The following is a 21,751-nucleotide window of genomic DNA, read 5'->3' on the forward strand; positions in this document are numbered from 1 at the left end:
GAAACAAAATCAGCATGCGTGATGCCAAGAATCACTGGCTCCGCTGTGCGCCGTTTACGTAAGTCGTCCAGGCATTCGTTTCAACGTATAGCTCGAAAAAAGTTTGCGGCCGTAATTCAAAAAGGCCGGCCATGATATGCGTTTTTTTCTGGTCGAGATTGGCTTGAAAAGCCGTGGAGACGATCATGGCATCGGAATAGGGATCAGCGGGAACGCGCGGCCAGAAACCGACTTGCTTGAATTGCCGCAAATACCAGGGGAGGGGCCAGTATTCGCTGTCGGGCGCCATGACTTTGATCACAAAGGAATTTTTTTGCGCATCGGTCGGTGCCAGTTTATCAAGCCGCTCGACAAGGTTGAGAATGTCGTCCGAAGTTTGCGCGTAGATATAAGGATTATGGATGTTCGACGCGTAGGGCACGCTCACTTGCCACGCTTGATACGCGAGTTGCACGGTCAACGCGAGCAGGACGCAACTCACGGGAATTTTCCAAATGAATTGTGAGCCGAGATTGATCAGCGCCATCGCGCCAACGCCCGCGAGCAGAATCATCCCCTGCCAAAAACTGAGCAGACACCACGGCGTCTTGTAGCTGATGGCACTGTAAATCGCCGTGAGGATAATAGTGTAAAGCGCGATGAAGCGAATGAACTTGCGATTGCCTTCGAGACGGCTTTTGGGATTGAAAGCCGCGATGATGCCGACGATGGCCAAAATCAAAACGAGCGCTTCACTCCAAACCGGACCTCTGCCCGAATGAAAATAAATGAGCCGCGACAAATAATAATCCCACGGATGAAGATGCGGCGACGCGCCTTCGACGCGATGCAGCCAGGGAAAATAAGTGAGCACGGCATCAAGCGGGCCACGAGCGTTGGTGAAGAAAGAAGTAAATAGAACAATCACCGTGATGAACCACGCGGCAATGGCGGCGATAAGGTGCTGGCGATTGAGTGAAAACACATTTGCAGTTTCGTTGGGGTCGCGATTGCAAAGTTTATTTAGAAAAATGGCGGCGACCGCGGCGGCGATTGAGAGCACAAAAGTTTCCTTGGTCGCTTGCATTAAGCCGATTGACACACCGGCAAGCACGGCCCAACCGGGTTTTCGATTGCGCGTATAACGCCATCCCGCCGCGATGGTGAGAAATGTAAAAGCCACCAGCAACATTTCGTGGATAAAATAGCGGCTGTAGAAAACCATCGCGGGCGATACCGCAATCAATATTGCCGCGCAGACGATCGCGCCGCGGCCTAGCGCATCGGATATAAGAGGCAGAAACAAGATTAATCCCACGCCGAAAATAACTGTGATAAGGCGCAGTTGAATCTCGTCGAAGTGAGCGAATTGCACGGGCCCGATGAGTTTCATCCACGCGAACGTAAGATAGATCAGCGTGGGGCCGTGATATTCCTGCGGGTCGTATTTATAAGAGCCTTGTTCCCAGAGCGTGCGAAGTTTGATGGCATTGACCGCCTCGTCGTTGTGCATCGGGCGGATGTCGAGCTGGGGACATCGCAACGCAAGCGCAGCCGCGAGGGCGAGCAGCAGGCCAAAAATCAGCGCCCGGCTCATTTCATCGGCCGCCCGTAAATTTCCACTTCGGTGTATTCGTTGAAGGAGCCGTCCGTGCTGCCCTTGGTATAGAGGCGGACATAACGCGCATTCTCACCTTTTGCGTTAATGGTTTTGCCTTCAAACGATTCAAAATATTCGTGGTCCGTGCCCGCGCCGCGACCATCGGCGTTGGCCGCGTCATTGTTGAATATCGTGCGGACATTTTTGGTGAAGCCGGCATCGTCCGCGAGTTGCACCACCACGCCGTGATAAACTTTCGGTGTGTCATACGCGTGCCAGATGACCAGCGCGAAAATCTGTTGCGGGCTGCCAAAATCAAATTGGATATATTGCACTCCTTTGCGCAACAGGACGAGATTGGCGTCGTCGGCTTCCTTGATGCCATCGGTGATTTTGCGCAACGCATCCGGTTTGGCGTTGGCATCGCTCGTCGTGATTTGCGCGGACGGCGCAATGTTTACAGCGTCTTTCGGAATCCTCAGCGGCGGCTTGGATTTATCCACCGAGGGTTCAATGATCGAACCAGGGGGTATATCCTTGGGGGTGCCGACGAAGGCCGCGGCGGGCAATTTGGGCTTGAGCGGCACGAGTTCATTCGAATCATCGGCCAATAAATTCACTGCTCCAAGCAAACTAGCAACGAACAAAATGGCAGCCGTAAATGCGGCGCGGCCTCTGCTTCGATGGCAAATTTCAGAGAAACTTTTGGTCATTGATTAATCATTAACGCAACCTCGCGCGGTGACAAGCCGTCTTTGCTACCGCGAAAATGATTGTTTGTTGGAATCAAAACCACCCGTTATGTAATGGGCATGGAACTGCCGCCCTTGATGCCCGGAACGCTTTACCTGGTCGCGACGCCGATTGGGAATCTCGAAGACATGACGTTGCGCGCGCTGCGGACGTTGAAGGAGTGCGATGTCATCGCGGCGGAGGACACGCGCCGCACCGGGCAACTGCTCAAACACTTCGGCATCACCAAGCCGATGATCAGTTATTTTCAATTCAACGAAGCGCGGCGCAGCGAGGAAATTTTGGAGCGATTGCAGCGGGGCGAAAAAGTTGCGTTGGTGACCGATGCCGGCAGCCCAGGCATCAGCGATCCCGGCGAACGCGTCGTGCGCGCGGCGCGGGCGGCGGGCTTGCGCGTGGAATCGGTGCCGGGACCCTGCGCGCTGGTGGCGGCGTTGACTGCGAGCGGATTGGCGACCGACGAATTTCATTTCATCGGTTTTCTGCCGCACAAGTCCGGCCAGCGGCGAAAGCAGCTTGAGGCGTTGAAGGCGTTCGCCGGCACGTTGATCTTGTATGAGTCGCCTTATCGGATTGAAAAATTGCTCGGCGAGTTACTCGAAGTCCTGCCGGAGCGGCGGGTTGTGCTGGCCCGGGAGCTTACAAAAAAATTCGAGGAGTATCTCAGCGGCACACCCACGGAACTGGCCGAGGTGCTCAAAAAACGGTCTTTAAAGGGCGAGTTTGTAGTATTAATCAGTGGCGAAACGGATTACGCCGATAAGCCAAATACTGATGTCACCTAAAACCATCGCATTTTTTACTTGTGTCCAGCGAAAAAATGTCATTACTTTAGTGGCCGTCCGAGAGCAGTGGCTTAGTGATCCGGAAATTGTCAGATGAAAGCTTAGCGCTATGACGATTTGAGACCTAACAACGGGAACGTTCACCAATGCACGACTTCGCGGATAAACAACGAAAGTATCAAGCTAATGGCGACCAAATTATTCGTCGGGAACCTTCCCTTCAGTGTCACCGAAAATGATCTGCAAGATTATTTTGCGACGGCCGGCACAGTTATCGCAGTAAACATCATGCAAGATCGCGCCACCGGACGTTCGCGCGGCTTTGCCTTTGTCGAGATGGGGTCTCAAGCGGAAGCCGATTCGGCTATCCAGCAGTTTCATCAAAAGGAATTTCAAGGTCGTCCCTTGACCGTCAACGAGGCGCGTCCTCGTGAAGAACGTCCTCCCGGCGGCGGTGGCGGCGGATACGGTGGCGGCCGTGGCGGTGGCGGCGGCGGTGGAGATCGCCGTGGCGGCGGTGGTGGCGGTGGCGGCTATCGCGATCGTCGCTAAGTTCACCTGAACTTTTCAAAAAACCATCGTTCGAAGGAACGGTGGTTTTTTTATTTTTAGAGTCTGCCGAAAAAAAGGCTCTACTCGACGAATTTGCCAGGATTCAAAATTCCGTGCGGGTCGAGCGCGCGCTTGACGTCGCGATGAAGTTTCCGCACTTCGGGCGAGACAGCCAGCGACCACCACGGTTTTTTCGCGAGGCCGATTCCGTGTTCGCCGGTGATGACGCCGTTCCACGCGAGCACCTGTTTAAAGAGATCGTCCAACGCCGCTTGCGAACGCTCGAAGGCATTCGGCTGCGTCATGTCCACCATCACGTTCGTATGGATATTGCCATCGCCGGCATGCCCGAAACAGGCGAGCCGCAAACCGTGTTTCTTTTGCAGGCGAATCGCGAAACGAAACAAATCTTCGAGACGGCTGCGCGGGACGACGATATCCTGGTTTAATTTCGTGAGGCCAGTATCGCGCAGGGCATAGGAAAATTCACGGCGCAATTTCCAGATCGCCTCGCATTCGACCTCGCCAAAACCCGTCTCGATGAAAAGAGGATTTTGCGCGCGCACGATTTTTTGGACGGATTTAAGTTCATTGCGCACGGAAAATTCCTGGCCGTCGAGTTCAACGATAAGATGGGCATTGCAACCGCTGAGGCGTTTGCTTTTGGTGCGCTCGCGGGCGGCGGCGAGAGTGAAGGCGTCCGCAACTTCCAGCGCGCAGGGCAAAAATCCGGCGGCAAGAATCGCGCGCAACGTGCCGATGGCTTCCTTCATCGCGGCGAATCCGACGGCGAGACACGCGCGATAAGGCGGCAGAGGCAAAAGCTTCAAGGTCGCTTCGGTCACGACGCCGAGCATGCCTTCGGAGCCGACGAACATTCTGGTGAGGTCGAAACCCGTTTTGTTTTTGTGCGTGCGCCCACCGACTTTGGCAATCGCGCCGTCGGCAGTAACCACTTCCAGGCCGAGAACATAATCGCGCGTGACTCCGTATTTCAAACAGCGCGGTCCGCCGGCATTGGTGGCGATGTTTCCGCCAATGGAACAATCCGCGCGGCTCGCGGGATCGGGTGGATAAAATAATCCCTGCCGTTCGACGCTCTCCTGAAGTTGCTGCGTGATTACGCCGGGTTGCACCACGGCGACGAAATCATGCGCGTTGATTTCCTTGATGCGATTCATGCGCATCAGCGAAAGCGAGATGCCGCCCTCGACCGGGACGCAGCCACCGACGTAACCAAAACCCGCGCCGCGCGGAGTCACGGGGATGCGATGCTCATTGGCGAAGCGCAATATTCTGGCAACCGATTCAGTGTTGCGTGGCAGCGCGACGGCATCCGGCACATTCGCGGCGAACCATTTGTCACCGGCGGATTTTTCGCGGGCGGATTTTTCCAAACTGACTTCGCCGGGGAGAAGCCGTTTTAGTTTGGCGAGAGCTTTCAGGCTGCGCGCGTTCATTCTGATGGCGCGGGGCCGGGATCGGCAAGAAATTCGCGGGCAGCCTTGGCCTCGTCTTCGGGCACTTGCACCAAAATGCCGCCCACGCTGACGGAATAACCCATGGTGCTGAGCGCGCTTAATCCATTGGTGATGACGGGATGAAATTCAGCCGCGTCGAGCCGTGAATTAACCAGATCGGCATCTATCGGACTAAAAGCAGTAAAGACCGTAACCAGTTGCATGGCTCAACATCGCCTGACTAGCCAAGGACTTCAAGCCGTAACCGGTGGCGTCGCCGGTTTGGCTTCCGCAAATACAATCACGCCCGCGCCGGTTTGCAAAAGGCTTTGCACCTGCACGTGGACTTCCTGGCCGATCAGACTCTGGCCCTGGTTGACCACCACCATCGTTCCGTCGTTCAAGTAACCGACGCCCTGGCCTTTGTCTTTGCCTTCGCGCACCAGTTTGATGTGCAACATTTCGCCGGGGATGAGAACTGTTTTGAAAGACTTGGCGACTTCGTGGATGTTGACGTGCTTGACGGATTGCAACTCGGCGATCTTGCCGAGGTTGTAATCGTTGGTGAATAATTTCGCGTTCAGATTGCGCGCGAGTCGGACCAGCTTGGCGTCCACTTCCTTTTCCTCGGGAAAATCGCCGTCGTGAATTTTCACTTCCGCGACGGTATTGCGTTGAAGACGATTGAGCATGTCGAGACCGCGGCGGCCGCGGGCGCGGCGGATGGGATCGCTCGAATCGCCAATCTGTTGAAGCTCCTTCAACACAAAACGCGGCACGACTACGAGCCCTTCGATCAATTTCGCCTCGATGAGATCGGCGATGCGACCGTCAATGATCACGCTGGTGTCCAGCAATAGGAGATTGTCGGGCTTATTTTGCGGCGCGAAGCGGACGTAAGGAATGATGAGCGAAAAATCCTCCTTGTTGCTGCGCATGGCGAGCACGATGCCAATGTAGCCAAAACCGAGAAACAACGAAAGGCGGATCAGCCAGCGGGTTTTGTCATCCACGTTTTCGAAGAGCGCGGAATGGTCTATGAGAAATGCGACGATGCTGCCCAGAAACAAACCGAAACTCGTCGCGGAAAATGCGCGCAGGGAAAATCCCTTGAGCATTTCGTCAATCGCGATCAACAGGCCGCCGAAACCGAATCCAAAAAGAAAACCAAAAAATTCTCCACCATGCCCGATGGTTTCGGGGCGGACCTGGCTGATGGCCATGCCGCCAAAGGAACAAAGGGTAAGGAAAAAAATCCGAATGTACCACAGCGACATAGTTTATTTATGGTTGCCGCGGCGGTGCCGGAGCAAACTTCAGTTGCTTGTCCTCATCGGCGGCCTTCGGATGATACCAGATGAAGTGCCATAATCCAAGACGATTCAGGTTGCCGGTGGTGACCGCGAGATTGCTGACGATAGACGACACATTATCCGCGACCTCCTGATTTTTTAATACCGTGCCGGCCAGCCCCTGGCCAGCCTGGACGCTGCCCAGAATGTTGGTCAACATATCCGTGGAAGTATTGATATTGCTCAGGGCCTGCGAGATTTGCGCCCGGTTCGTGTCCACGATACCGTGGATTTGGAGTGCCACATCGTTCAGGTGGTGGGAAAAAAGCACCAGATTGCTTACGGCCAGGTTGACCGGCTGGCCGTTGGTGCGGATGAGCTGGTTGATGTTGTCCACAGTGGTGAGGGCATCCACCGAAACCTGTTTCAATGTGCCGACAGTGAAGGAAAGGTTGGTCAGCGTGGTTTCATTGAGCACGAGACGGCGCACGTCGCTGATGGCGCCGTCCAATTTTTTCGCGGTTTCGTCCATGCGTTTGATGAAACCATTCGCGGACTTGGCGGCTTCCTGGAGGTTGAACGGCGCTTCGACGTAAACGGTGGAACCATTGGTCAGCGGTTTGCCCTGGCTCAACTCGGGATACACTGCGACATATTGATCGCCCAAAAATCCGGCCGACTCGACGGCGAAACGGGCGTCGTCGCGAATGATATATTGGCCGTAAATCTTTACGTGAATGAGCACGTTCGTGCCCTGCGGCGAAAGCTCAGTCTTCATCACCGTGCCGACTTTCACGCCGGACATCAACACGGCGGCATCGGCGCGCAAGCCCGCGACATTTTCGGCGTCGAGCGTGATTTGGTAGGTCTTGCGGAAAAGGGTGTTGCCCTTGCTGAATTGCAGCAGCAAAGCCGCCAGCAAAACAAGGCACATCACGACGAAGGCCCCGACTTTTAACTCCAGACGCGATTGGCTCATAAATGATGCTCCTGAGGTTTGGAAATGCCGTTGACGAAATTATAAATGACCGGATCGGTCGAGCTGAATACTTGTTCTGGCGTTCCGCTGAAATAAATTTTTTTGTTGTAGAGCATGATGATTCTTTGGCCGACGCGCCGCGCGCTACGCATGTCGTGGGTTACGACCAGGCTGGTGATTTTCAATTGGTCGCGCACGCGCATGATCAAGTGATCAATGCTGTCGGACACGACCGGGTCAAGGCCCGTGGTCGGTTCGTCGTACAGAACGATTTGCGGTTCGTAAACGATCGCGCGGGCGAGGCCGACGCGCTTGCGCATGCCGCCGGACAATTCGGAAGGATTTTTGGTTTCCGTGCCGGAAAGTTCAACCATGTCGAGCGCCTCAGCGACTTTATTATTGATTTCGGCTTCGGTAAATTTTCGCTGGCGGCGCAACGCGAAGGCGACATTCTCCGCCACGGTCATCGAATCGAACAATGCCGCGCCTTGGAACAACATGCCGAATTTTTGGCGCACCCGGATGAGTTCGCGCTCGTTCATGCCGCGCATGTTTTCGTTGTCAATGAGCACATCGCCTTCGTCCGGCAGCAACAAGCCGACGATGTGTTTGAGCAAAACGCTTTTGCCGCCGCCGCTGCGTCCGATAATGACGACGGATTCGCCGCGCTCGACGCGCAAGCTGACGTCATCGAGAATCAGGTTTTTCCCGAAGCTTTTCCGCAGATGACGGACCTCAATCATAGAGATGGAACAACTGGTTCAGGGTCAGCGTCAGGAAAAAATTGGAGATGAGAATGGTGATGGACGCGTAAACGACGGCTTCGGTCGTGGCGCGACCTACGCCCTCGGCGCCTTCGCCACAGGACATGCCTTTGTAACAACCGATGATCGAGAGGATGCCACCGAAGATGAATGCCTTGATCACGCCGACGAGCACGTCAATCGCGCCGGTATATTTTACCATGTTGTTAAACAGAAATGCGGGGTCAATGCCGAGCAACACGACGCCCACGATGTAGCCGGACAGAATTCCCATCGCAATGGATTCCACGGTGAGCAGGGGCAGGGTGCTCAGCGAGGCGAGCAGGCGCGGCACGACGAGATAATCCACCGGATGCGTGGCGAGCGTGCGGAGGGCGTCAATTTGCTCGGTGACTTTCATCGTGCCAAGTTCGGCGGCCATCGAAGCGCCGACGCGCCCGGCGACCATCAACGCCGTCAGCACCGGACCGAGTTCGCTGCACATGGACACACTGACCACCGCGAGCGTGGCATTGTCCATCTTGACCTTGTGAAATTGGAAATAGGTTTGCGCGCAGAGAACCATGCCGGTGAACGCGCCGGTGACCAGCACGACCGATTGCGATTTCACGCCGATGAAGTAAAGTTGGTAGATGTAATCGCGCCACGACAGCTTGAACGTGAAGAGCGATTGCAATGATTCCTTGGCCAGCAGCGTGATCTTTCCCAGACCCTGCACCCATTCTGTCAGGACGGACTTGGCTAAAAAATTCATCACTGATGATTTAACAAATGGACATTCGAGTTGCTAGTACAATGAATATGTTGCGCTGCCTACAATACCCGGGCTTTTTCCGCGACGGCAGCGCGTCCCGGGAAATATCATGTCACCAAAACTTTGCGTCCGCAAATGTTGTCTTTATGTAAAAAAATATCGTCTTGCGACCTATTGAAATACTGCCTTTGAGGTTTTAGTTTGCATTGTGAATGCAAATTATCTTCTGCGGATTCGCGTTGCCTTGACGATATTTATTTTCGGGTTGCTGCTCAGCGGCGCAACGGCGTTTCCATTGGAAACGGAAGTGACCTGGCTGGCAAAACAAACGGCGGCTTATCCAGACTCCGCGCTCAACCATTGGTTCGTCACGGTGCGGGACGCGCTCGTGACTACAAACGGACATTACTCGTTTCTTGCGTATGGAACCGATTGGCTGGGATTCGCGCACATCGTTTTAGCGATTGCGTTCCTTGGGCCGTGGCGTGATCCAATTAAAAATATTTGGATGATCGAATTTGGAATGGTGGCGTGTGTGTTGGTGCTGCCGTTTGCGTTCATCGCAGGAGGCGTTCGCGGGATTCCGCTCGGTTGGCGGTTGGTGGATTGTTCGTTTGGGATTTTGGGGATTATTCCGCTGCTTTATTGCTGGTCGCAGATTAAGCGGATGAAACAATAAATAGACTTGCGGGAACGCTCGCCCTTCTTGAGCGGAAATGAAAAACGCCAACCGCGTTTGCGATTGGCGTTTAGCAACCTTCAACCAATATGGTTTAGCTCGAGAGCGCGCCGTGCGCGGACGTGTTCTGGATGAACACAAGTTTGTCGTTTTCCAAGGTGACCTGGATGGGATCGTTTTCGTGGAGATTGCCCTTGAGCAATTCCTCCGCCAGCGGATCTTCGAGGAAACGCTCGACCGCGCGGCGCATCGGACGCGCGCCATAATTCGGGTCGTAGCCCTTCTGCACGAGGAAGTCCATCGCCTTTTCATCCAGCGTGAGATGAATATTCTTGTGCTTCAGGCGCGTCGTGACCTTGCTGATCTCGAGGTCGAGAATCTGGATCAAGTCCGGTTTCGTAAGCGAGCGGAAGACAATAACATCATCCAAACGATTCAGGAATTCCGGCTTAAACGTGCGCTTGGCTTCATCCATGATTTTCTCGCGCATGCCTTCGTAGGTATGCTGATCGGAGATCGGCGAAAAGCCCATCGTGGATTGTTTCTTGATGGTTTCTGAACCGACGTTCGAAGTCATCAATATGATCGTGTTGCGGAAATTCACCACGCGGCCCACGCTGTCGGTCAACTTGCCTTCCTCCAAAATTTGGAGAAGCATGTTCCAGACGTCCGGATGCGCTTTTTCAATTTCGTCGAATAGCACAACCGAATAAGGCTTGCGGCGCACTTGTTCCGTCAACTGGCCGCCTTCTTCATAACCCACATATCCGGGCGGCGAACCGACGAGGCGCGACACATTGAATTTTTCCATGTATTCGCTCATGTCGAGTTGAATGAGCGATTTGGTATCGCCGAACATCTGTTCCGCGAGAGTTTTCGCGAGCAAGGTTTTGCCAACGCCGGTCGGCCCAAGCAACGCGAACGTGCCGATCGGGCGCTTCGGATCTTTCAAGTCCGCGCGAGCGCGGCGCAAGGCCTTGCACATCGCCACCACGGCTTCGTGCTGGCCGACGACGACCTTGGACATTTCCTGCTCGACCGCGAGCAACCGCTGGGCTTCGCCTTGTTCCATGCGCTTGAGCGGAATGCCGGTCCACTTGGCGACCACATGCAGAATATCTTCCTCGTCCACGCGAACACGTTTTTCTTCGCGGTTCGTGCGCCATGCGGTGAGGATGGCGTCGAGTTTTTCCTTCGCCTGCTTTTCTTTATCGCGCATGGACGCCGCGCCTTCAAAATCCTGTTCCTTGATGGCGCGTTCCTTCTTGACCTTGATGTCTTCGATCTCGACTTCCACGTCCTTCACTTCGGGCGGGCGAGTCATCGTGCCGATGCGTGCGCGCGAACCGGCTTCGTCCATCAAATCAATCGCCTTGTCCGGCAGGAAACGATCGGGGATATAACGGTCGGAAAGCTTGACCGCCGCCTCAATGGCTTTATCAGTGAATTCTGCCTTATGATGCTCTTCGTATTTGCCGCGAAGGCCCTTGAGAATAAGCACGGCTTCCTCGATGGAAGGCGCTTCGACTTTCACACTCTGGAAACGACGTTCGAGCGCGGCGTCTTTCTCGATATATTTGCGATATTCATTGAGCGTGGTCGCGCCGATGCATTGCATCTCGCCGCGGCTGAGCGCGGGCTTGATGATGTTCGAGGCGTCCATCGTGCCTTCGGCGGAACCCGCGCCGACGATGGTGTGCAACTCGTCAATGAACAAAATAATATTCTTCGCGCGGCGGATTTCGTCCATGACCGCTTTGATGCGCTCTTCGAACTGGCCGCGATATTTAGTGCCCGCCACCATCAACGCGAGGTCGAGAGTGATGACGCGTTTTTCGCGCAGCAATTCCGGCACGTTGCCTTGGGCGATTTCCTGCGCGAGACCTTCGACGATGGCGGTCTTGCCGACACCCGCTTCACCGAGCAGCACGGGATTATTTTTCGTGCGGCGGCAAAGGATTTGAATGACGCGCTCGATCTCGTTCTTGCGGCCGATGACCGGGTCCATTTCATTTTTGCGCGCAATCTCCGTGAGGTCGCGCCCAAAGGCTTTCAACGCCGGGGTTTTGACATCGCCTTTTTTCTCCGGCGGGGCAGGGCGTTCCGCGCCTTCGCCACCTTGCGGCGGAGTTTGTTCTTCTGAGGCGGAAAAATTCGGATCAAGTTCCTTGAGGATTTCCTGGCGCGTCTGTTCGATGTCAATGTCCAGATTCTTCAACACGCGTGCGGCCACGCCGTCGCCTTCACGCAGCAGGCCCAATAATATATGCTCCGTGCCGACGTAGGTGTGATTGAGCGCCTTGGCTTCCTTGGCGGCGAGTTGCAAAACCTTCTTCACGCGCGGCGTATAAGGAATATTGCCGATCATTTTTTGATCGGGACCGGTGCCGACTTGCTTCTCGACTTCCATGCGGACGGTTTCGAGATCGAGCCCGAGTTTTTGCAAGACGTTGACCGCGACGCCCTGTCCCAATTTGATCAGGCCGAGCAAAAGATGTTCGGTGCCAACGAAGTTATGGTTAAAGCGATCGGCCTCTTTGCGCGCCAGCGCGAGCACTTGTTGTGCGCGTGGCGTAAAATTATTCATTGATTCATCACTCATAATTCAAAATGCTACGGTTTTTCAGGTTTGTCCACTTTACCGCCTTCCATGCCCGCGCCGCGAGCGACTGGCCGGCTCACGCCGCGCAAATGTTCCCGCACCATATCCGCACGCAGCAAATCCCGTTCCTCAGCCGAAAGTTTCTCCGAATGCTGCTTCTGCAAATGCGCCGGCTGCGTCAATATAAATAACTCATCGGTCAAGGACCGGTCGCCGCCGGGGAACAAATCCAAGTCTATTCCCAGGCGCATGAATGACAACAGGTTCATCGTTTCTTTGGACGTAATCGTATGGGCGTTCGCGAGAATGCCGTAGGCGCGACCTATATGGTTGAAAAGCATTTTGGGCTTCTTTTCCAGGAGCATCGCACGCGAATTTTCTTCGTGCTCGATGATCTGGGAAAGCACTTTGTCGAGGCGTTCGACTATGGCAGTTTCGGTTTCGCCCAAGGTCATTTGGTTGGAAACCTGGAAAACATTGCCCAGTGCTTCAGTACCTTCGCCATACAAACCGCGCACGGCCAGGCCAAGTTTGTTCACGGATTGGATGATCGGGTTGATCTGTTCGTGGAGGACGAGTCCGGGCAGGTGCAACATCGCGCTTACGCGGATGCCGGTGCCGAGATTCGTCGGGCAAGCGGTGAGATACCCGATGTCCGAGCTATAGGCGTAATTCAATTTGCGCTCAAGCGCGGTATCCGCCTGATCAATCGCCAGCCACGCCTGCTTAAGTTGCAAACCGGGGCGAAGCGCTTGCATGCGCAAATGATCTTCCTCGTTGATCATCACGCAAAGGGATTCTTCGCGATTGAGAACAAGTCCGCTGCCGGCGCTTTTCGCGGCGTGCTCGCGGCTGATGAGATGGCGTTCGATGAGAATCTGTTTATCGAGCGCGGAAAGATTATCCATGGACTCCGAGAACGCGCCTTTCATTTCCGAAAGGCTTTCGACGGCGGGCCGGATGATGTCCATGAGGCGGACCTTCTCCGATTTTTTCGCCCAACCCGGAAACGCCCCGTCCCGGACATTGCGCGCGAGCCGCACCCGGCTCGACATCACGATCCGGTCGTGCGGGCCTTTGCGGCGCACGCTGTCAGCCGGCGGGATGAGGAAGTCATGAATGTTCATCAATCAAGTCGTCGCTAAATTGCCCAGCTTATTGGACATCTGTTTGATCTCGTCGCGCAACAAGGCGGCCTGCTCAAAATTTTCGTCGTCCACGGCCTTGGAAAGTTTTTTCTGCAACGTCTTCAAACGCTCGGTCAACTCGCGGCTCTGTTGAAGCGATTGCGGCACCTTGCCGACGTGGTGCGTGCCCTTGTGCATGGTCTTGAGCAACCCTTCGAGGCCCTCCGCGAAGGTCGCATAACATTCCGCGCAACCGAGGCGTCCGGCTTTTTTGAAATCCGCTTGCGTGAAACCGCACTTGGGACATTTCAAATCCGCGCCGCCGGAGGCCGCTTCCAATTCCTGCGAAGCGCCGAGGCCGAGCAAAAGATCGGCAAGCGAAAAGCCGGTGGGATCGTTGACGCCTTTTTGCTTGGCGCATTCTTCGCACAAATCTACCTTCTGCATCTTGTCGCCCTGAATCTGGGTCAGATGCACGGTGGCTTCTTTTTCTTTGCAAACACAACACAACATACGGTCAATTTTTATCGCTTAACAACTGCGCCAAATCTATTCCGGCGGGATTGTTCAATCCCTTTTTCCGGGCGCATTCTTCGCAGAAATCTTTCGCCCGCGCGGTGTCTCCCTGCACCTGGCTCAAGTGCACGGACGCTTCCTTCTCTTTACAGACGCAACACAGCATATCCTTGATATTTATATCGGCTCACCGGAGCTATTAGTCAAGGTGTGGTAGGCCTTAATCAGCTTTTGAGTCACGGGACCAGGCTTGCCGGTGCCGATGACGCGGCCATCAATTTTCACCACGGAAATCACTTCCGCACCGGTGCCGGTCAGGAAGCATTCTTCCGCATTGAACATATCGTAACGCGTCAGGTTCGGCTCGTTTACGGTCAAACCAGCTTCGACCGCGAGATCCATCACCGCTTTGCGGGTGATGCCGTAAAGCGCGCCTGCCGAAAGCGGCGGGGTGGACAAAGTATTGCCATTGAGGATGAAGATATTGTCGCCAGTGCATTCCGCGACGTAACCCTCGGCGTTGAGCATGATGGCTTCTTCGACGCCGCCATTGTTCGCCTCGATTTTCGCGAGGATGTTGTTGAGATAATTAAGCGACTTGATCGCCGGATTGAGCGCGCTGTGCAGGTTGCGCGTTGTGGCCACGGTGATGATGTCCAGTCCGCGTTTGTAGAACGATTCAGGATAAAGCTGGATTTTGTCCGCGATGATGATGACGGACGGATTTTTGCAGCGGTTGGGATTCAGTCCGAGCGTGCCCACGCCGCGTGTCACGACGAGGCGGATATAGCAATCACGCAATTTATTTCTGCGGCAGGTCTCGACGACGGCTTTCATCATCTCGGCATGCGAGAGAGGAATGGTGAGCAGCAGTGCCTTGGCCGAGCAAAAAAGCCGGTCAATGTGTTCTTTCAAACGAAAGACGCGGCCATTGTAAGCGCGAATTCCTTCAAAGATTCCATCGCCATAAAGCAAGCCGTGATCGAACACGGACACCTTGGCGTCCTTCTCTGCCACATATTTTCCGTCGAGATATATTTTCATGATTAAAACAAACTCAACCTACGTTAAACCCCCGCCAATGCGCAACAAATAAGGTCGCTTTATTTTCTTCGATATTCGAATCCGTGTTCCTCCGTGTTCCATCCGTGGCCAAAATTTCTTTCCCCCAGTGGCCGTCCGCAAGGATCTTCGTGGTAAAAAAATGCTTCTCACTATACACAACCGCAAATGTTTGCTAATCTCTCCGATATGGCACTCGACGACATCATATTGGAAGCGGAAGAAAAAATGCTCAAGACCGAGGAAGTAGTCCAGCACGAGTTCTCTGGCGTGCGCACCGGCAAGGCTTCGCCGGGGCTGGTCGAAAATATTTTGGTGGACGTTTACGGTTCGCAGATGCGCATCCGCGAACTCGCTGGCATCACCACGCCCGAGCCGCGCATGCTGCTCATCCAGCCGTGGGACGCCGGTTCAGTCAGCGCCATTGAGAAGGCGATTCAAAAAAGCAATCTGGGCCTCAATCCGATGACGGACAAAAAATTCATCCGCATCGTTTTGCCGGAATTGAGTCAGGAACGCCGTCAGGAATTTATCAAAATCGTAAAAAAAATGTCCGAGGATGGGCGCGTGGCCATCCGCCATGTCCGTCGCGATGCCCTCGAGCAACTAAAAAAAGATGGCAAAGCGGGTGGTGTGACTGAAGATCAAGTGGAAGCGGCGGACAAGGAAGTTCAAAAGCTGACGGATCAATATATCGCGAAAATTGACACGCATCTCGCCCACAAGGAAAAAGAAATTATGACGGTGTGAGTGAGCAAAAGCTCGTTCAATGCGTGGCGCCGTTGGTGGTCGTTTGATCGAAGCGAATGACCGTTTCGCCGGGCTTGGCGTAGCCGAGTCTTTCGCGGGTAAGACGTTCAACGGTTTTCGGGTCATGCTGCAAGGCATCAATCGCCGCGCGCAATTTCCGGCCGACTTCGTCTTCCTGCTGCGTTTGGGCCGTAAGCTTGAAGATCTCGTGGCGCATGCGCTCGTTCTCGTTGATCAGCGGTAGATACCAGCCGACCACGAGCGCGAGTCCGCCCGCCAGCGCGAGTATCGTTACCACCCAGGTCAGCTTGCCCCAAATGCCGAGGTCAACTTTCATTTTTTATCAATAAACCGCTTTTTTGCGGATTTGCAAAGCACAATAGTTGAACGCCGCAGATAAAGAGTTGTCATTTTAGTGGTTCATCAGTAAGACTTTTCGCGTACATGATTAAAGCCATACAACTTATTTTTGAGCCCGTCTCCACCTGGGCCAAAATCGGCCTCGACCGCAAATCCATTTTCCAGATATTCAGCTTTTTTTTAACGCCCCTGATCGTCCTGTCCGTGGCCGCCGAAGTGGCCGGTATTTTTTATCTCAACAAATATCGTAATCCGAATGGATTGCTCACCATTCCGCGCACCCGCCTTTTTGAATACATCGGGGCGGAATTCTTTGGCAGTTTTCTGATGGTGTTTGTAGCGGCATTGGTATTGAGGTCGCTGGCGCGTTCCTTTCATCCGCGCCATACCTACGCGCAGTGTTTCACGCTTGCGGCTTACGCCTACAGCCCGCTTTTTCTGGTGCGCATGTTGGACGCAATTCCCCCGATCAATCCTTGGGCCACGTTTGCCCTGGGAATTCTCCTGACGGTTGCCACCGTATATTATGGCGTGCCCGCCGCGCTCCAACCCGACCCGCCAAACGCCTTCGGTATTTATCTGATGAGCGCGTTATTGATCGCGGGTATCGCCGGAATATTTCGTTTGCTGACGCTGCTGTTGCTTGCAGGCAAGTTGAAAATTCTCAACGCCGACGCGCTTTATAACTACTAGCGCGCCGGTCGAGCCACGCGCAGGCGTCTTTAATCACCCAGCGCGTATTGCGCAATGCCTCCTCAGCGACCGCGTAATCCACGCCGCGCAATTCCCGCACGATCCGTGCCGCGCGATCCTGCAATTTGATGTTCGAGGGATTGAGGTCCACCATCAGATTGCTGATTACTTTGCCCGTGCGCACCATGGCGAGCGTCGTGAAAATATTCAGCACGAGCTTGGTCGCTGTGCCGGATTTCAAGCGCGTGGAACCGGTCAAAATTTCCGGCCCGACATTCGGCGTGATCATCAGCGTGGGCTGCGCGGCTTTTGAAATAGTCACGAACGGGTTGAACGCCACCAAAATTGTTTTTGCGCCGCGCTTTTTGGCTTCGCCAAGCGCGCCCCATACATAAGGCGTTCGTCCGCTCGCGGCGATTCCCACTACCACGTCTTTTTTGGTGACGCCGCGAAACTCGATCGCGCGTGCGCCCGCCACCGGGTCGTCTTCTGCGCCTTCCACCGCGCGCCACAACGCGCCCTGGCCGCCCGCGATGATTCCCTGCACCAACTCCGGCGGTGTGCGAAATGTCGGTGGGCATTCGCTCGCATCCAGCACACCAAGCCGCCCGCTCGTGCCCGCGCCGATGTAAAAAAGCCGCCCGCCCCGCTTGAACGCGGCCGTGATATATTCCACCGCGCGCGCAATTTTTTTGCTCTCAACGCGGATGGCCGCGGGAATTTTTTCATCCTCGGAAAGCATCAATTCGACGGCATCGGAAATTGGCAACACGTCCAGTTTCAGTGAACGAGGATTGCGCTGTTCCGTGGGCGAGAGTTTGACCAGTTGCGAAAGCGGCATTTCGGGAACTCCCGATTTCAATGATGGTTTTATTTTGCGTTGAGGCGGGGAAGATACTTTTTGCACGTCATTTTCCCAAATTTTCTCTGCCAACACGACCGCGCCCCAGGCACTTTCGCGTTCAAGCGGCGAAACGATTGCGCCAGGCCACGCTTTTTTTATTTCAGTCGCCAGCATGCGCGTGAACTTCGGTTGCTTGAGCAAAACGCTGCCAGCCAAAATAAATTGCGCCGGGTTTTTTTCGCCCGTCAATTTTTTCGCGCAGGTGACGGCGTCGCGCGCAAGGCTCGACTTCGCGCCGGACAAAATATCCGCGGCGATTTTATCGCCTTGATCCCACGCGTCAAAAACCTGCACCGCGAGGGCCGCGATCTCCGATTTTTCCGCGCTCTGCACCCAGCCGATAAGATCGTTAGGTTCGTTGAGTTCCAACCGGTGCAATAGCCGTTCTCCGAGCTTCGGCCATTTGCCATCGCGATCATAATAATAGACGACGGCTTTCAAACCGCGCAGGCCTATTTCATAACCGCTGCCTTTATCGCCGAGAATGTGGCCCCAGCCGCCGCTCCTGGCCGTTCGATCACCGTTGCGGCCATAACAACAGGAACCCGTGCCGCTCAACACAAGCACACGGGTCGCGGGAGATTTTTTATTTTCTCCGGCGGCGAGCGCCGTTTCCAAATCATTCGTGGCGTGGCAGGGAATTTCCGGCCACACGCGCGCCGCGGCCAAACGGATTCGCACCCAATCGGATTCGACCCGCGCCCCCGCCATGCCGATGCCGACCGCCGCCGGTTGTGGCAAAGCCGCGGCGATGGATTTGAATAACTCAAATAATTGCGCGTCGCTTAACAAACGCACATTCGCCGGGCCCGCTTCAAAGCGTTTGATGAGGTTCTGTTTCGCGTCCGCCAGAATGGCGACCGTATGGCTGCCGCCGCCTTCGATGCCGAGAAATAATGGGCCGGTCGTTTGATTCGAGCTACTCATGTATGTGAATTATCTGTAACTCAAAAGTTTTTACAAAGCTTTCTTGCTCCTGCGGAAAACTTGAAACTGAACGCTTTAAACTTTCCGCAATTCGGATTAACTACATCCATGACCGCGACCGAACAGACGATTTTGCAAACGCTGGTGGAACTCGATTCCGCCGTGCGCTCCATGCCCACGGCAAATCCCAAGCCGAACCTTTTGCCAATCTTTTCGCGGTTGGACGCCTTGACGAACCAGCTCCCACGCGGCACCGATGCGCAACTTCTTCATTATCTGCACAAGAAAAGTTACGAGAAGGCGCGTTTGTTTTTGTCCGGCCGTGATGCCGAAAATGCCGCGGGAAATTGCCGGCACGTTGACTGATGCTTGACGATACCATCGCCGCAATCGCAACGCCGCTGGGCGAGGGCGGCCTGGCGGTCATTCGCCTTTCAGGAAAGCACGCGCTCGCCATCGCCGATAAAAGTTTCGTCGCCTTGGGAAAATCCGCCGTCGCGCCGAGCGCCGCGCCCACGCACACCCTTCATTACGGCAAAGTCGTCCGCCACGGTCGCGATGTGGATGAGGCGATGCTCGCGGTGATGCGCGCGCCGCGCACGCTTACGCGCGAAGACGTGGTGGAGATCACCTGCCACGGCGGATTGCTTCCAGCGCGATCGGTGCTGGACACTGTTTTAGAAAACGGCGCGCGCCTCGCCGAACCCGGTGAATTCACGCGCCGCGCTTTTCTCAACGGGCGGATTGATCTCACGCAGGCGGAGGCGGTCAATGATTTAATTTCCGCACGCACGGAACTCGCGCTGGCCGCCGCGAATGAACAACTGGCCGGAAAACTATCGCAACGTATTAATCTATTGCGCGATGATTTGGTGAAGACGCTGGCGCACGTTGAAGCGCACATTGATTTTCCCGACGAAGACATTGCGCCCGACACCAAGGGAAAATTAATTTTACGCCTTGAGCATGGCGTGAAATTCATGGACGAACTTTTGCGCACGGCGAATGAAGGCCAGATTTTGCGCCGTGGCATTCGCGCGGCCATTGTTGGCCGGCCCAACGCGGGCAAGTCGAGTTTGTTAAATCAACTGCTTGGCCACGACCGCGCCATCGTTTCGCCGATTGCCGGGACGACGCGCGACACGATTGAGGAGACGGCGAATATTCGCGGACTGCCGGTGATTTTCGTGGACACGGCGGGCTTGCGCGAAGCGGGCGACGAGCTTGAGGCGGAAGGCATCCGGCGCAGCCGCGAATCGTTCGCACGCGCGGAATTTATTTTGCAGGTGTTGGACGCGTCGGAGCCATTGAGCGCCGCTGATGAAAAATATCTTGCCGAATTTTCCGGCAAGCCGCGCATTCTCGTGCGCAATAAAATGGATTTGCCGATGCGATTGGTTTTGCCGGAGAGTGTTGGCGGTTTGCCGGTCGTGGAGGTGTGTTGCCTCACGGGGAAGGGGATCGAGGCGTTGAAAGATGCGATTAAGGAATTAGTTTGGGCGGGCGAAATCCGCGCGGAGATGTTGCAGATGATGATCAACTCGCGGCATCAGGAAGCGTTAACGCGCGCGCGCGCCGGGGCACAGCGGACGATTGACGCGCTGCGGTCGGACCATACGCTTGAACTTGCGGCAATGGATCTGCGCATCGCGACGAATGCGGTGGGAGAAATCGTCGGCAAAACGACTACGGAAGATTTGCTTGATTCCATCTTCAGCCAGTTTTGTATTGGGAAATGAGGGGCGGCATCCTCGCTAATCAGCGAAGACATAGTCTTGCGCAGGAGGGAGCGTAAATCTTAGTCTTGCATTGGATGACTTGGAAACAAATCTTTTTTGTAGTCACCGGTTGCGCGCTGGCCGGAATGGTTATGGGCGGTTTGTTTGGCGTGGCAGCCGGCAAACTGGCACCGGAGTTTTTTCGGCATATTATTATTTGGCAGGACGTTGAGCCGGTGGGATTTGCGGCTTTTTGCGGCGCGACGATTGGTATTTTGCTGGGCGGTGGCCTGGGATGTTTTGGCGTCGTATTACAGACGATCGCTCAGTGGCGGAAAAAATAGGGAGCGCTCCTTCGGAGCTTTTTTGGATGTCGTAATTCACCGGCTTTTCTTCCGACGAAATCCTTTCATTACACACTTGCCCCGAAGGCTTGGTTAGCGCAATATCCCCGACCCGTGATTGTTCACGGGTTGTCGAATGAAGAATAAATTACGCTTTGGGTTGCCCAAAGGCAGCTTGCAGGACGCCACGATCGAGAAGATGGCGAAGGCCGGATTTAATATCCAGGTCAGCAGCCGCTCGTACGTGCCGTATGTGGATGATGAGGAATTGGAAATCCGGCTGATTCGTGCGCAGGAAATCAGCCGCTATGTCGAGCACGGTTATTTGGATTGCGGCATCACCGGCCACGATTGGATTCAGGAAAATCATTCGGACGTCCATGAAGTCGGTGAATTTAAATTCAGCAAAATGACCCGCCAAGCCGCCCGCTGGGTGCTGGCGGTGCCGGAGAATTCGCCGATCAAGTCAGTGAAAGATTTGAAGGGCAAACGCATCGCGACCGAGGTCGTGAATCTCACCAAAAGATACCTGCGCAAGCATGGCGTGAAGGCCGAAGTGGAGTTTTCCTGGGGCGCGACGGAATTCAAGGCGCATGAGTTGGTGGACGCGATTGTTGAGTTGACGGAGACGGGTTCTTCGTTGCGCGCGAATAAGTTGCGCATTGTGGACACGCTGCTTTCCTCGACGCCGCGGCTCATTTCCAACCACGAAGCGTGGAAGAATAAATGGAAGCGCAAGAAGATTGAGACGATGGCGATGCTCCTGCGTGGGGCGTTGGAAGCCGAGGTCAAGGTGGGCCTCAAGATGAACATCGCCGAGAAAAATGTGGCAAAGTTGTTGCAAAGTTTGCCATCTCTGCGTAATCCAACGGTGTCCAACCTCAGTCTTAAAGGCTGGGTGGCCATCGAAACGATCATAGATGAACACGTCGTCCGCGAATTGATCCCGCTGCTGAAAGCCGCGGGCGCGGAAGGCATCATCGAATATCCTTTGAATAAAGTAGTTTACTGAAACGCAAATTAATATATGGGTTCACTGAAAAAACGCCGCAAGTCGAAAATCAATAAACATAAACGCCGCAAGCAGCTTCGGGCCAACCGCCACAAGAAGCGCACCTGGCAGAAGTAACCGCCGTTTTGGCGAAGTGCTT

24 protein-coding genes are annotated in these 21,751 nt (G+C 54.7%); 10 read left to right on the forward strand and 14 right to left on the reverse strand.

Annotated elements, in window-relative coordinates; translation table 11 throughout:
• Positions 1-31: 31 nt before the first annotated feature.
• Positions 32-1,576, reverse strand: a complete 1,545-nt coding sequence (locus tag VH413_01115) for a flippase activity-associated protein Agl23 (GenBank protein ID HEX3797271.1) — start codon at positions 1,574-1,576, stop codon at positions 32-34.
• Positions 1,573-2,199, reverse strand: coding sequence for a hypothetical protein (locus tag VH413_01120; protein HEX3797272.1), 627 nt, complete (start codon positions 2,197-2,199; stop codon positions 1,573-1,575). Before VH413_01120 ends, VH413_01115 begins: the two co-directional genes overlap by 4 nt.
• Positions 2,200-2,391: 192 nt before the next feature.
• Here VH413_01120 and rsmI point away from each other — a divergent pair, with 192 nt between their 5' ends.
• Positions 2,392-3,117: a 16S rRNA (cytidine(1402)-2'-O)-methyltransferase gene (gene rsmI, locus VH413_01125; protein ID HEX3797273.1), complete on the forward strand. Its 726-nt coding sequence runs from the start codon at positions 2,392-2,394 to the stop codon at positions 3,115-3,117.
• Between the two features lie 186 nt (positions 3,118-3,303).
• Positions 3,304-3,669 (forward strand): RNA-binding protein, encoded by a 366-nt coding sequence (locus VH413_01130; protein HEX3797274.1) that lies wholly within the window; start codon positions 3,304-3,306, stop codon positions 3,667-3,669.
• Positions 3,670-3,749: 80 nt separating this feature from the next.
• Here the strand turns inward: VH413_01130 and VH413_01135 are convergent, their stop codons facing one another.
• Genes VH413_01135 through VH413_01160 form a run of 6 tightly spaced genes read right to left on the reverse strand, consistent with a single transcriptional unit; the run spans position 3,750 to position 8,918 of the window.
• A complete protein-coding gene (locus VH413_01135; protein HEX3797275.1) occupies positions 3,750-5,129 on the reverse strand; it encodes an FAD-linked oxidase C-terminal domain-containing protein in 1,380 nt (459 codons plus the stop codon).
• Positions 5,126-5,353, reverse strand: a complete 228-nt coding sequence (locus tag VH413_01140; GenBank protein ID HEX3797276.1) for a DUF2007 domain-containing protein — start codon at positions 5,351-5,353, stop codon at positions 5,126-5,128. Before VH413_01140 ends, VH413_01135 begins: the two co-directional genes overlap by 4 nt.
• A 30-nt stretch (positions 5,354-5,383) precedes the next feature.
• A complete protein-coding gene (locus tag VH413_01145; protein HEX3797277.1) occupies positions 5,384-6,406 on the reverse strand; it encodes a PIN domain-containing protein in 1,023 nt (340 codons plus the stop codon).
• 7 nt (positions 6,407-6,413) lie between these two features.
• Positions 6,414-7,400: an MlaD family protein gene (locus VH413_01150; protein HEX3797278.1), complete on the reverse strand. Its 987-nt coding sequence runs from the start codon at positions 7,398-7,400 to the stop codon at positions 6,414-6,416.
• On the reverse strand, positions 7,397-8,143 hold the full coding sequence (locus VH413_01155) for an ABC transporter ATP-binding protein (protein HEX3797279.1): 747 nt from the start codon (positions 8,141-8,143) through the stop codon (positions 7,397-7,399). The genes VH413_01150 and VH413_01155 overlap by 4 nt, the downstream gene beginning before the upstream one ends.
• A complete protein-coding gene (locus VH413_01160) occupies positions 8,136-8,918 on the reverse strand; it encodes an ABC transporter permease (GenBank protein HEX3797280.1) in 783 nt (260 codons plus the stop codon). The genes VH413_01155 and VH413_01160 overlap by 8 nt, the downstream gene beginning before the upstream one ends.
• Before the next feature lie 208 nt (positions 8,919-9,126).
• Here VH413_01160 and VH413_01165 point away from each other — a divergent pair, with 208 nt between their 5' ends.
• Entirely contained in the window at positions 9,127-9,597 is a 471-nt protein-coding gene (locus tag VH413_01165) for a hypothetical protein (protein ID HEX3797281.1), read from the forward strand.
• Positions 9,598-9,691: 94 nt separating this feature from the next.
• Here VH413_01165 and VH413_01170 read toward each other — a convergent pair whose 3' ends face one another.
• The 4 genes from VH413_01170 to ilvE form a co-directional block, all read right to left on the reverse strand.
• Positions 9,692-12,199, reverse strand: a complete 2,508-nt coding sequence (locus VH413_01170; GenBank protein HEX3797282.1) for an ATP-dependent Clp protease ATP-binding subunit — start codon at positions 12,197-12,199, stop codon at positions 9,692-9,694.
• Between the two features lie 11 nt (positions 12,200-12,210).
• Entirely contained in the window at positions 12,211-13,326 is a 1,116-nt protein-coding gene (locus VH413_01175) for a protein arginine kinase (protein HEX3797283.1), read from the reverse strand.
• Between the two features lie 3 nt (positions 13,327-13,329).
• Positions 13,330-13,839, reverse strand: coding sequence for a UvrB/UvrC motif-containing protein (locus VH413_01180; protein HEX3797284.1), 510 nt, complete (start codon positions 13,837-13,839; stop codon positions 13,330-13,332).
• 180 nt (positions 13,840-14,019) lie between these two features.
• Positions 14,020-14,886, reverse strand: coding sequence for a branched-chain-amino-acid transaminase (gene ilvE, locus VH413_01185; protein ID HEX3797285.1), 867 nt, complete (start codon positions 14,884-14,886; stop codon positions 14,020-14,022).
• A 207-nt stretch (positions 14,887-15,093) separates the two neighbouring features.
• Between ilvE and frr the strand changes: the two genes are divergently transcribed.
• Positions 15,094-15,654, forward strand: coding sequence for a ribosome recycling factor (frr, locus tag VH413_01190; protein ID HEX3797286.1), 561 nt, complete (start codon positions 15,094-15,096; stop codon positions 15,652-15,654).
• 16 nt (positions 15,655-15,670) lie between these two features.
• Here frr and VH413_01195 read toward each other — a convergent pair whose 3' ends face one another.
• Positions 15,671-15,991 (reverse strand): septum formation initiator family protein, encoded by a 321-nt coding sequence (locus tag VH413_01195; GenBank protein HEX3797287.1) that lies wholly within the window; start codon positions 15,989-15,991, stop codon positions 15,671-15,673.
• 107 nt (positions 15,992-16,098) lie between these two features.
• Between VH413_01195 and VH413_01200 the strand changes: the two genes are divergently transcribed.
• The gene (locus tag VH413_01200; protein HEX3797288.1) at positions 16,099-16,707 is read left to right on the forward strand and encodes a Yip1 family protein; all 609 of its coding nucleotides are present in this window, start codon (positions 16,099-16,101) and stop codon (positions 16,705-16,707) included.
• Here the strand turns inward: VH413_01200 and murQ are convergent.
• Positions 16,679-18,538, reverse strand: coding sequence for an N-acetylmuramic acid 6-phosphate etherase (gene murQ / locus VH413_01205; protein HEX3797289.1), 1,860 nt, complete (start codon positions 18,536-18,538; stop codon positions 16,679-16,681). The two genes, VH413_01200 and murQ, sit on opposite strands and share 29 nt — an antisense overlap.
• Positions 18,539-18,646: 108 nt before the next feature.
• Here murQ and VH413_01210 point away from each other — a divergent pair, with 108 nt between their 5' ends.
• From VH413_01210 to VH413_01230, 5 genes are all read left to right on the forward strand, one after another.
• A complete protein-coding gene (locus VH413_01210; protein ID HEX3797290.1) occupies positions 18,647-18,904 on the forward strand; it encodes a hypothetical protein in 258 nt (85 codons plus the stop codon).
• Positions 18,904-20,277 (forward strand): tRNA uridine-5-carboxymethylaminomethyl(34) synthesis GTPase MnmE, encoded by a 1,374-nt coding sequence (mnmE, locus tag VH413_01215; GenBank protein HEX3797291.1) that lies wholly within the window; start codon positions 18,904-18,906, stop codon positions 20,275-20,277. Before VH413_01210 ends, mnmE begins: the two co-directional genes overlap by 1 nt.
• Positions 20,278-20,351: 74 nt before the next feature.
• The gene (locus VH413_01220; protein HEX3797292.1) at positions 20,352-20,600 is read left to right on the forward strand and encodes a hypothetical protein; all 249 of its coding nucleotides are present in this window, start codon (positions 20,352-20,354) and stop codon (positions 20,598-20,600) included.
• 136 nt (positions 20,601-20,736) lie between these two features.
• Entirely contained in the window at positions 20,737-21,612 is an 876-nt protein-coding gene (hisG, locus tag VH413_01225; protein ID HEX3797293.1) for an ATP phosphoribosyltransferase, read from the forward strand.
• A gap of 15 nt (positions 21,613-21,627) precedes the next feature.
• Positions 21,628-21,729, forward strand: a complete 102-nt coding sequence (locus VH413_01230) for an AURKAIP1/COX24 domain-containing protein (protein HEX3797294.1) — start codon at positions 21,628-21,630, stop codon at positions 21,727-21,729.
• Positions 21,730-21,751: the final 22 nt, after the last annotated feature.

This window comes from Verrucomicrobiia bacterium (assembly GCA_036268055.1).
Taxonomy (GTDB): domain Bacteria; phylum Verrucomicrobiota; class Verrucomicrobiia; order Limisphaerales; family Pedosphaeraceae; genus DATAUW01.

What these genes read in the sequence shown, in the direction of transcription:
- VH413_01180 (HEX3797284.1), bottom strand. Translation starts at nt 13,839, where the DNA reads ATGTTGTGTTGTGTTTGCAAAGAAAAAGAAGCCACCGTGCATCTGACC.
- rsmI (HEX3797273.1), top strand. Translation starts at nt 2,392, where the DNA reads ATGGAACTGCCGCCCTTGATGCCCGGAACGCTTTACCTGGTCGCGACG.
- VH413_01200 (HEX3797288.1), top strand. Translation starts at nt 16,099, where the DNA reads ATGATTAAAGCCATACAACTTATTTTTGAGCCCGTCTCCACCTGGGCC.
- VH413_01145 (HEX3797277.1), bottom strand. Translation starts at nt 6,406, where the DNA reads ATGTCGCTGTGGTACATTCGGATTTTTTTCCTTACCCTTTGTTCCTTT.
- VH413_01115 (HEX3797271.1), bottom strand. Translation starts at nt 1,576, where the DNA reads ATGAGCCGGGCGCTGATTTTTGGCCTGCTGCTCGCCCTCGCGGCTGCG.
- mnmE (HEX3797291.1), top strand. Translation starts at nt 18,904, where the DNA reads ATGCTTGACGATACCATCGCCGCAATCGCAACGCCGCTGGGCGAGGGC.
- VH413_01175 (HEX3797283.1), bottom strand. Translation starts at nt 13,326, where the DNA reads ATGAACATTCATGACTTCCTCATCCCGCCGGCTGACAGCGTGCGCCGC.
- VH413_01230 (HEX3797294.1), top strand. Translation starts at nt 21,628, where the DNA reads ATGGGTTCACTGAAAAAACGCCGCAAGTCGAAAATCAATAAACATAAA.
- VH413_01160 (HEX3797280.1), bottom strand. Translation starts at nt 8,918, where the DNA reads ATGAATTTTTTAGCCAAGTCCGTCCTGACAGAATGGGTGCAGGGTCTG.
- VH413_01135 (HEX3797275.1), bottom strand. Translation starts at nt 5,129, where the DNA reads ATGAACGCGCGCAGCCTGAAAGCTCTCGCCAAACTAAAACGGCTTCTC.
- VH413_01130 (HEX3797274.1), top strand. Translation starts at nt 3,304, where the DNA reads ATGGCGACCAAATTATTCGTCGGGAACCTTCCCTTCAGTGTCACCGAA.
- VH413_01210 (HEX3797290.1), top strand. Translation starts at nt 18,647, where the DNA reads ATGACCGCGACCGAACAGACGATTTTGCAAACGCTGGTGGAACTCGAT.
- ilvE (HEX3797285.1), bottom strand. Translation starts at nt 14,886, where the DNA reads ATGAAAATATATCTCGACGGAAAATATGTGGCAGAGAAGGACGCCAAG.
- frr (HEX3797286.1), top strand. Translation starts at nt 15,094, where the DNA reads ATGGCACTCGACGACATCATATTGGAAGCGGAAGAAAAAATGCTCAAG.
- hisG (HEX3797293.1), top strand. Translation starts at nt 20,737, where the DNA reads ATGAAGAATAAATTACGCTTTGGGTTGCCCAAAGGCAGCTTGCAGGAC.
- VH413_01220 (HEX3797292.1), top strand. Translation starts at nt 20,352, where the DNA reads ATGACTTGGAAACAAATCTTTTTTGTAGTCACCGGTTGCGCGCTGGCC.
- VH413_01155 (HEX3797279.1), bottom strand. Translation starts at nt 8,143, where the DNA reads ATGATTGAGGTCCGTCATCTGCGGAAAAGCTTCGGGAAAAACCTGATT.
- VH413_01195 (HEX3797287.1), bottom strand. Translation starts at nt 15,991, where the DNA reads ATGAAAGTTGACCTCGGCATTTGGGGCAAGCTGACCTGGGTGGTAACG.
- VH413_01150 (HEX3797278.1), bottom strand. Translation starts at nt 7,400, where the DNA reads ATGAGCCAATCGCGTCTGGAGTTAAAAGTCGGGGCCTTCGTCGTGATG.
- VH413_01170 (HEX3797282.1), bottom strand. Translation starts at nt 12,199, where the DNA reads ATGAGTGATGAATCAATGAATAATTTTACGCCACGCGCACAACAAGTG.
- murQ (HEX3797289.1), bottom strand. Translation starts at nt 18,538, where the DNA reads ATGAGTAGCTCGAATCAAACGACCGGCCCATTATTTCTCGGCATCGAA.
- VH413_01140 (HEX3797276.1), bottom strand. Translation starts at nt 5,353, where the DNA reads ATGCAACTGGTTACGGTCTTTACTGCTTTTAGTCCGATAGATGCCGAT.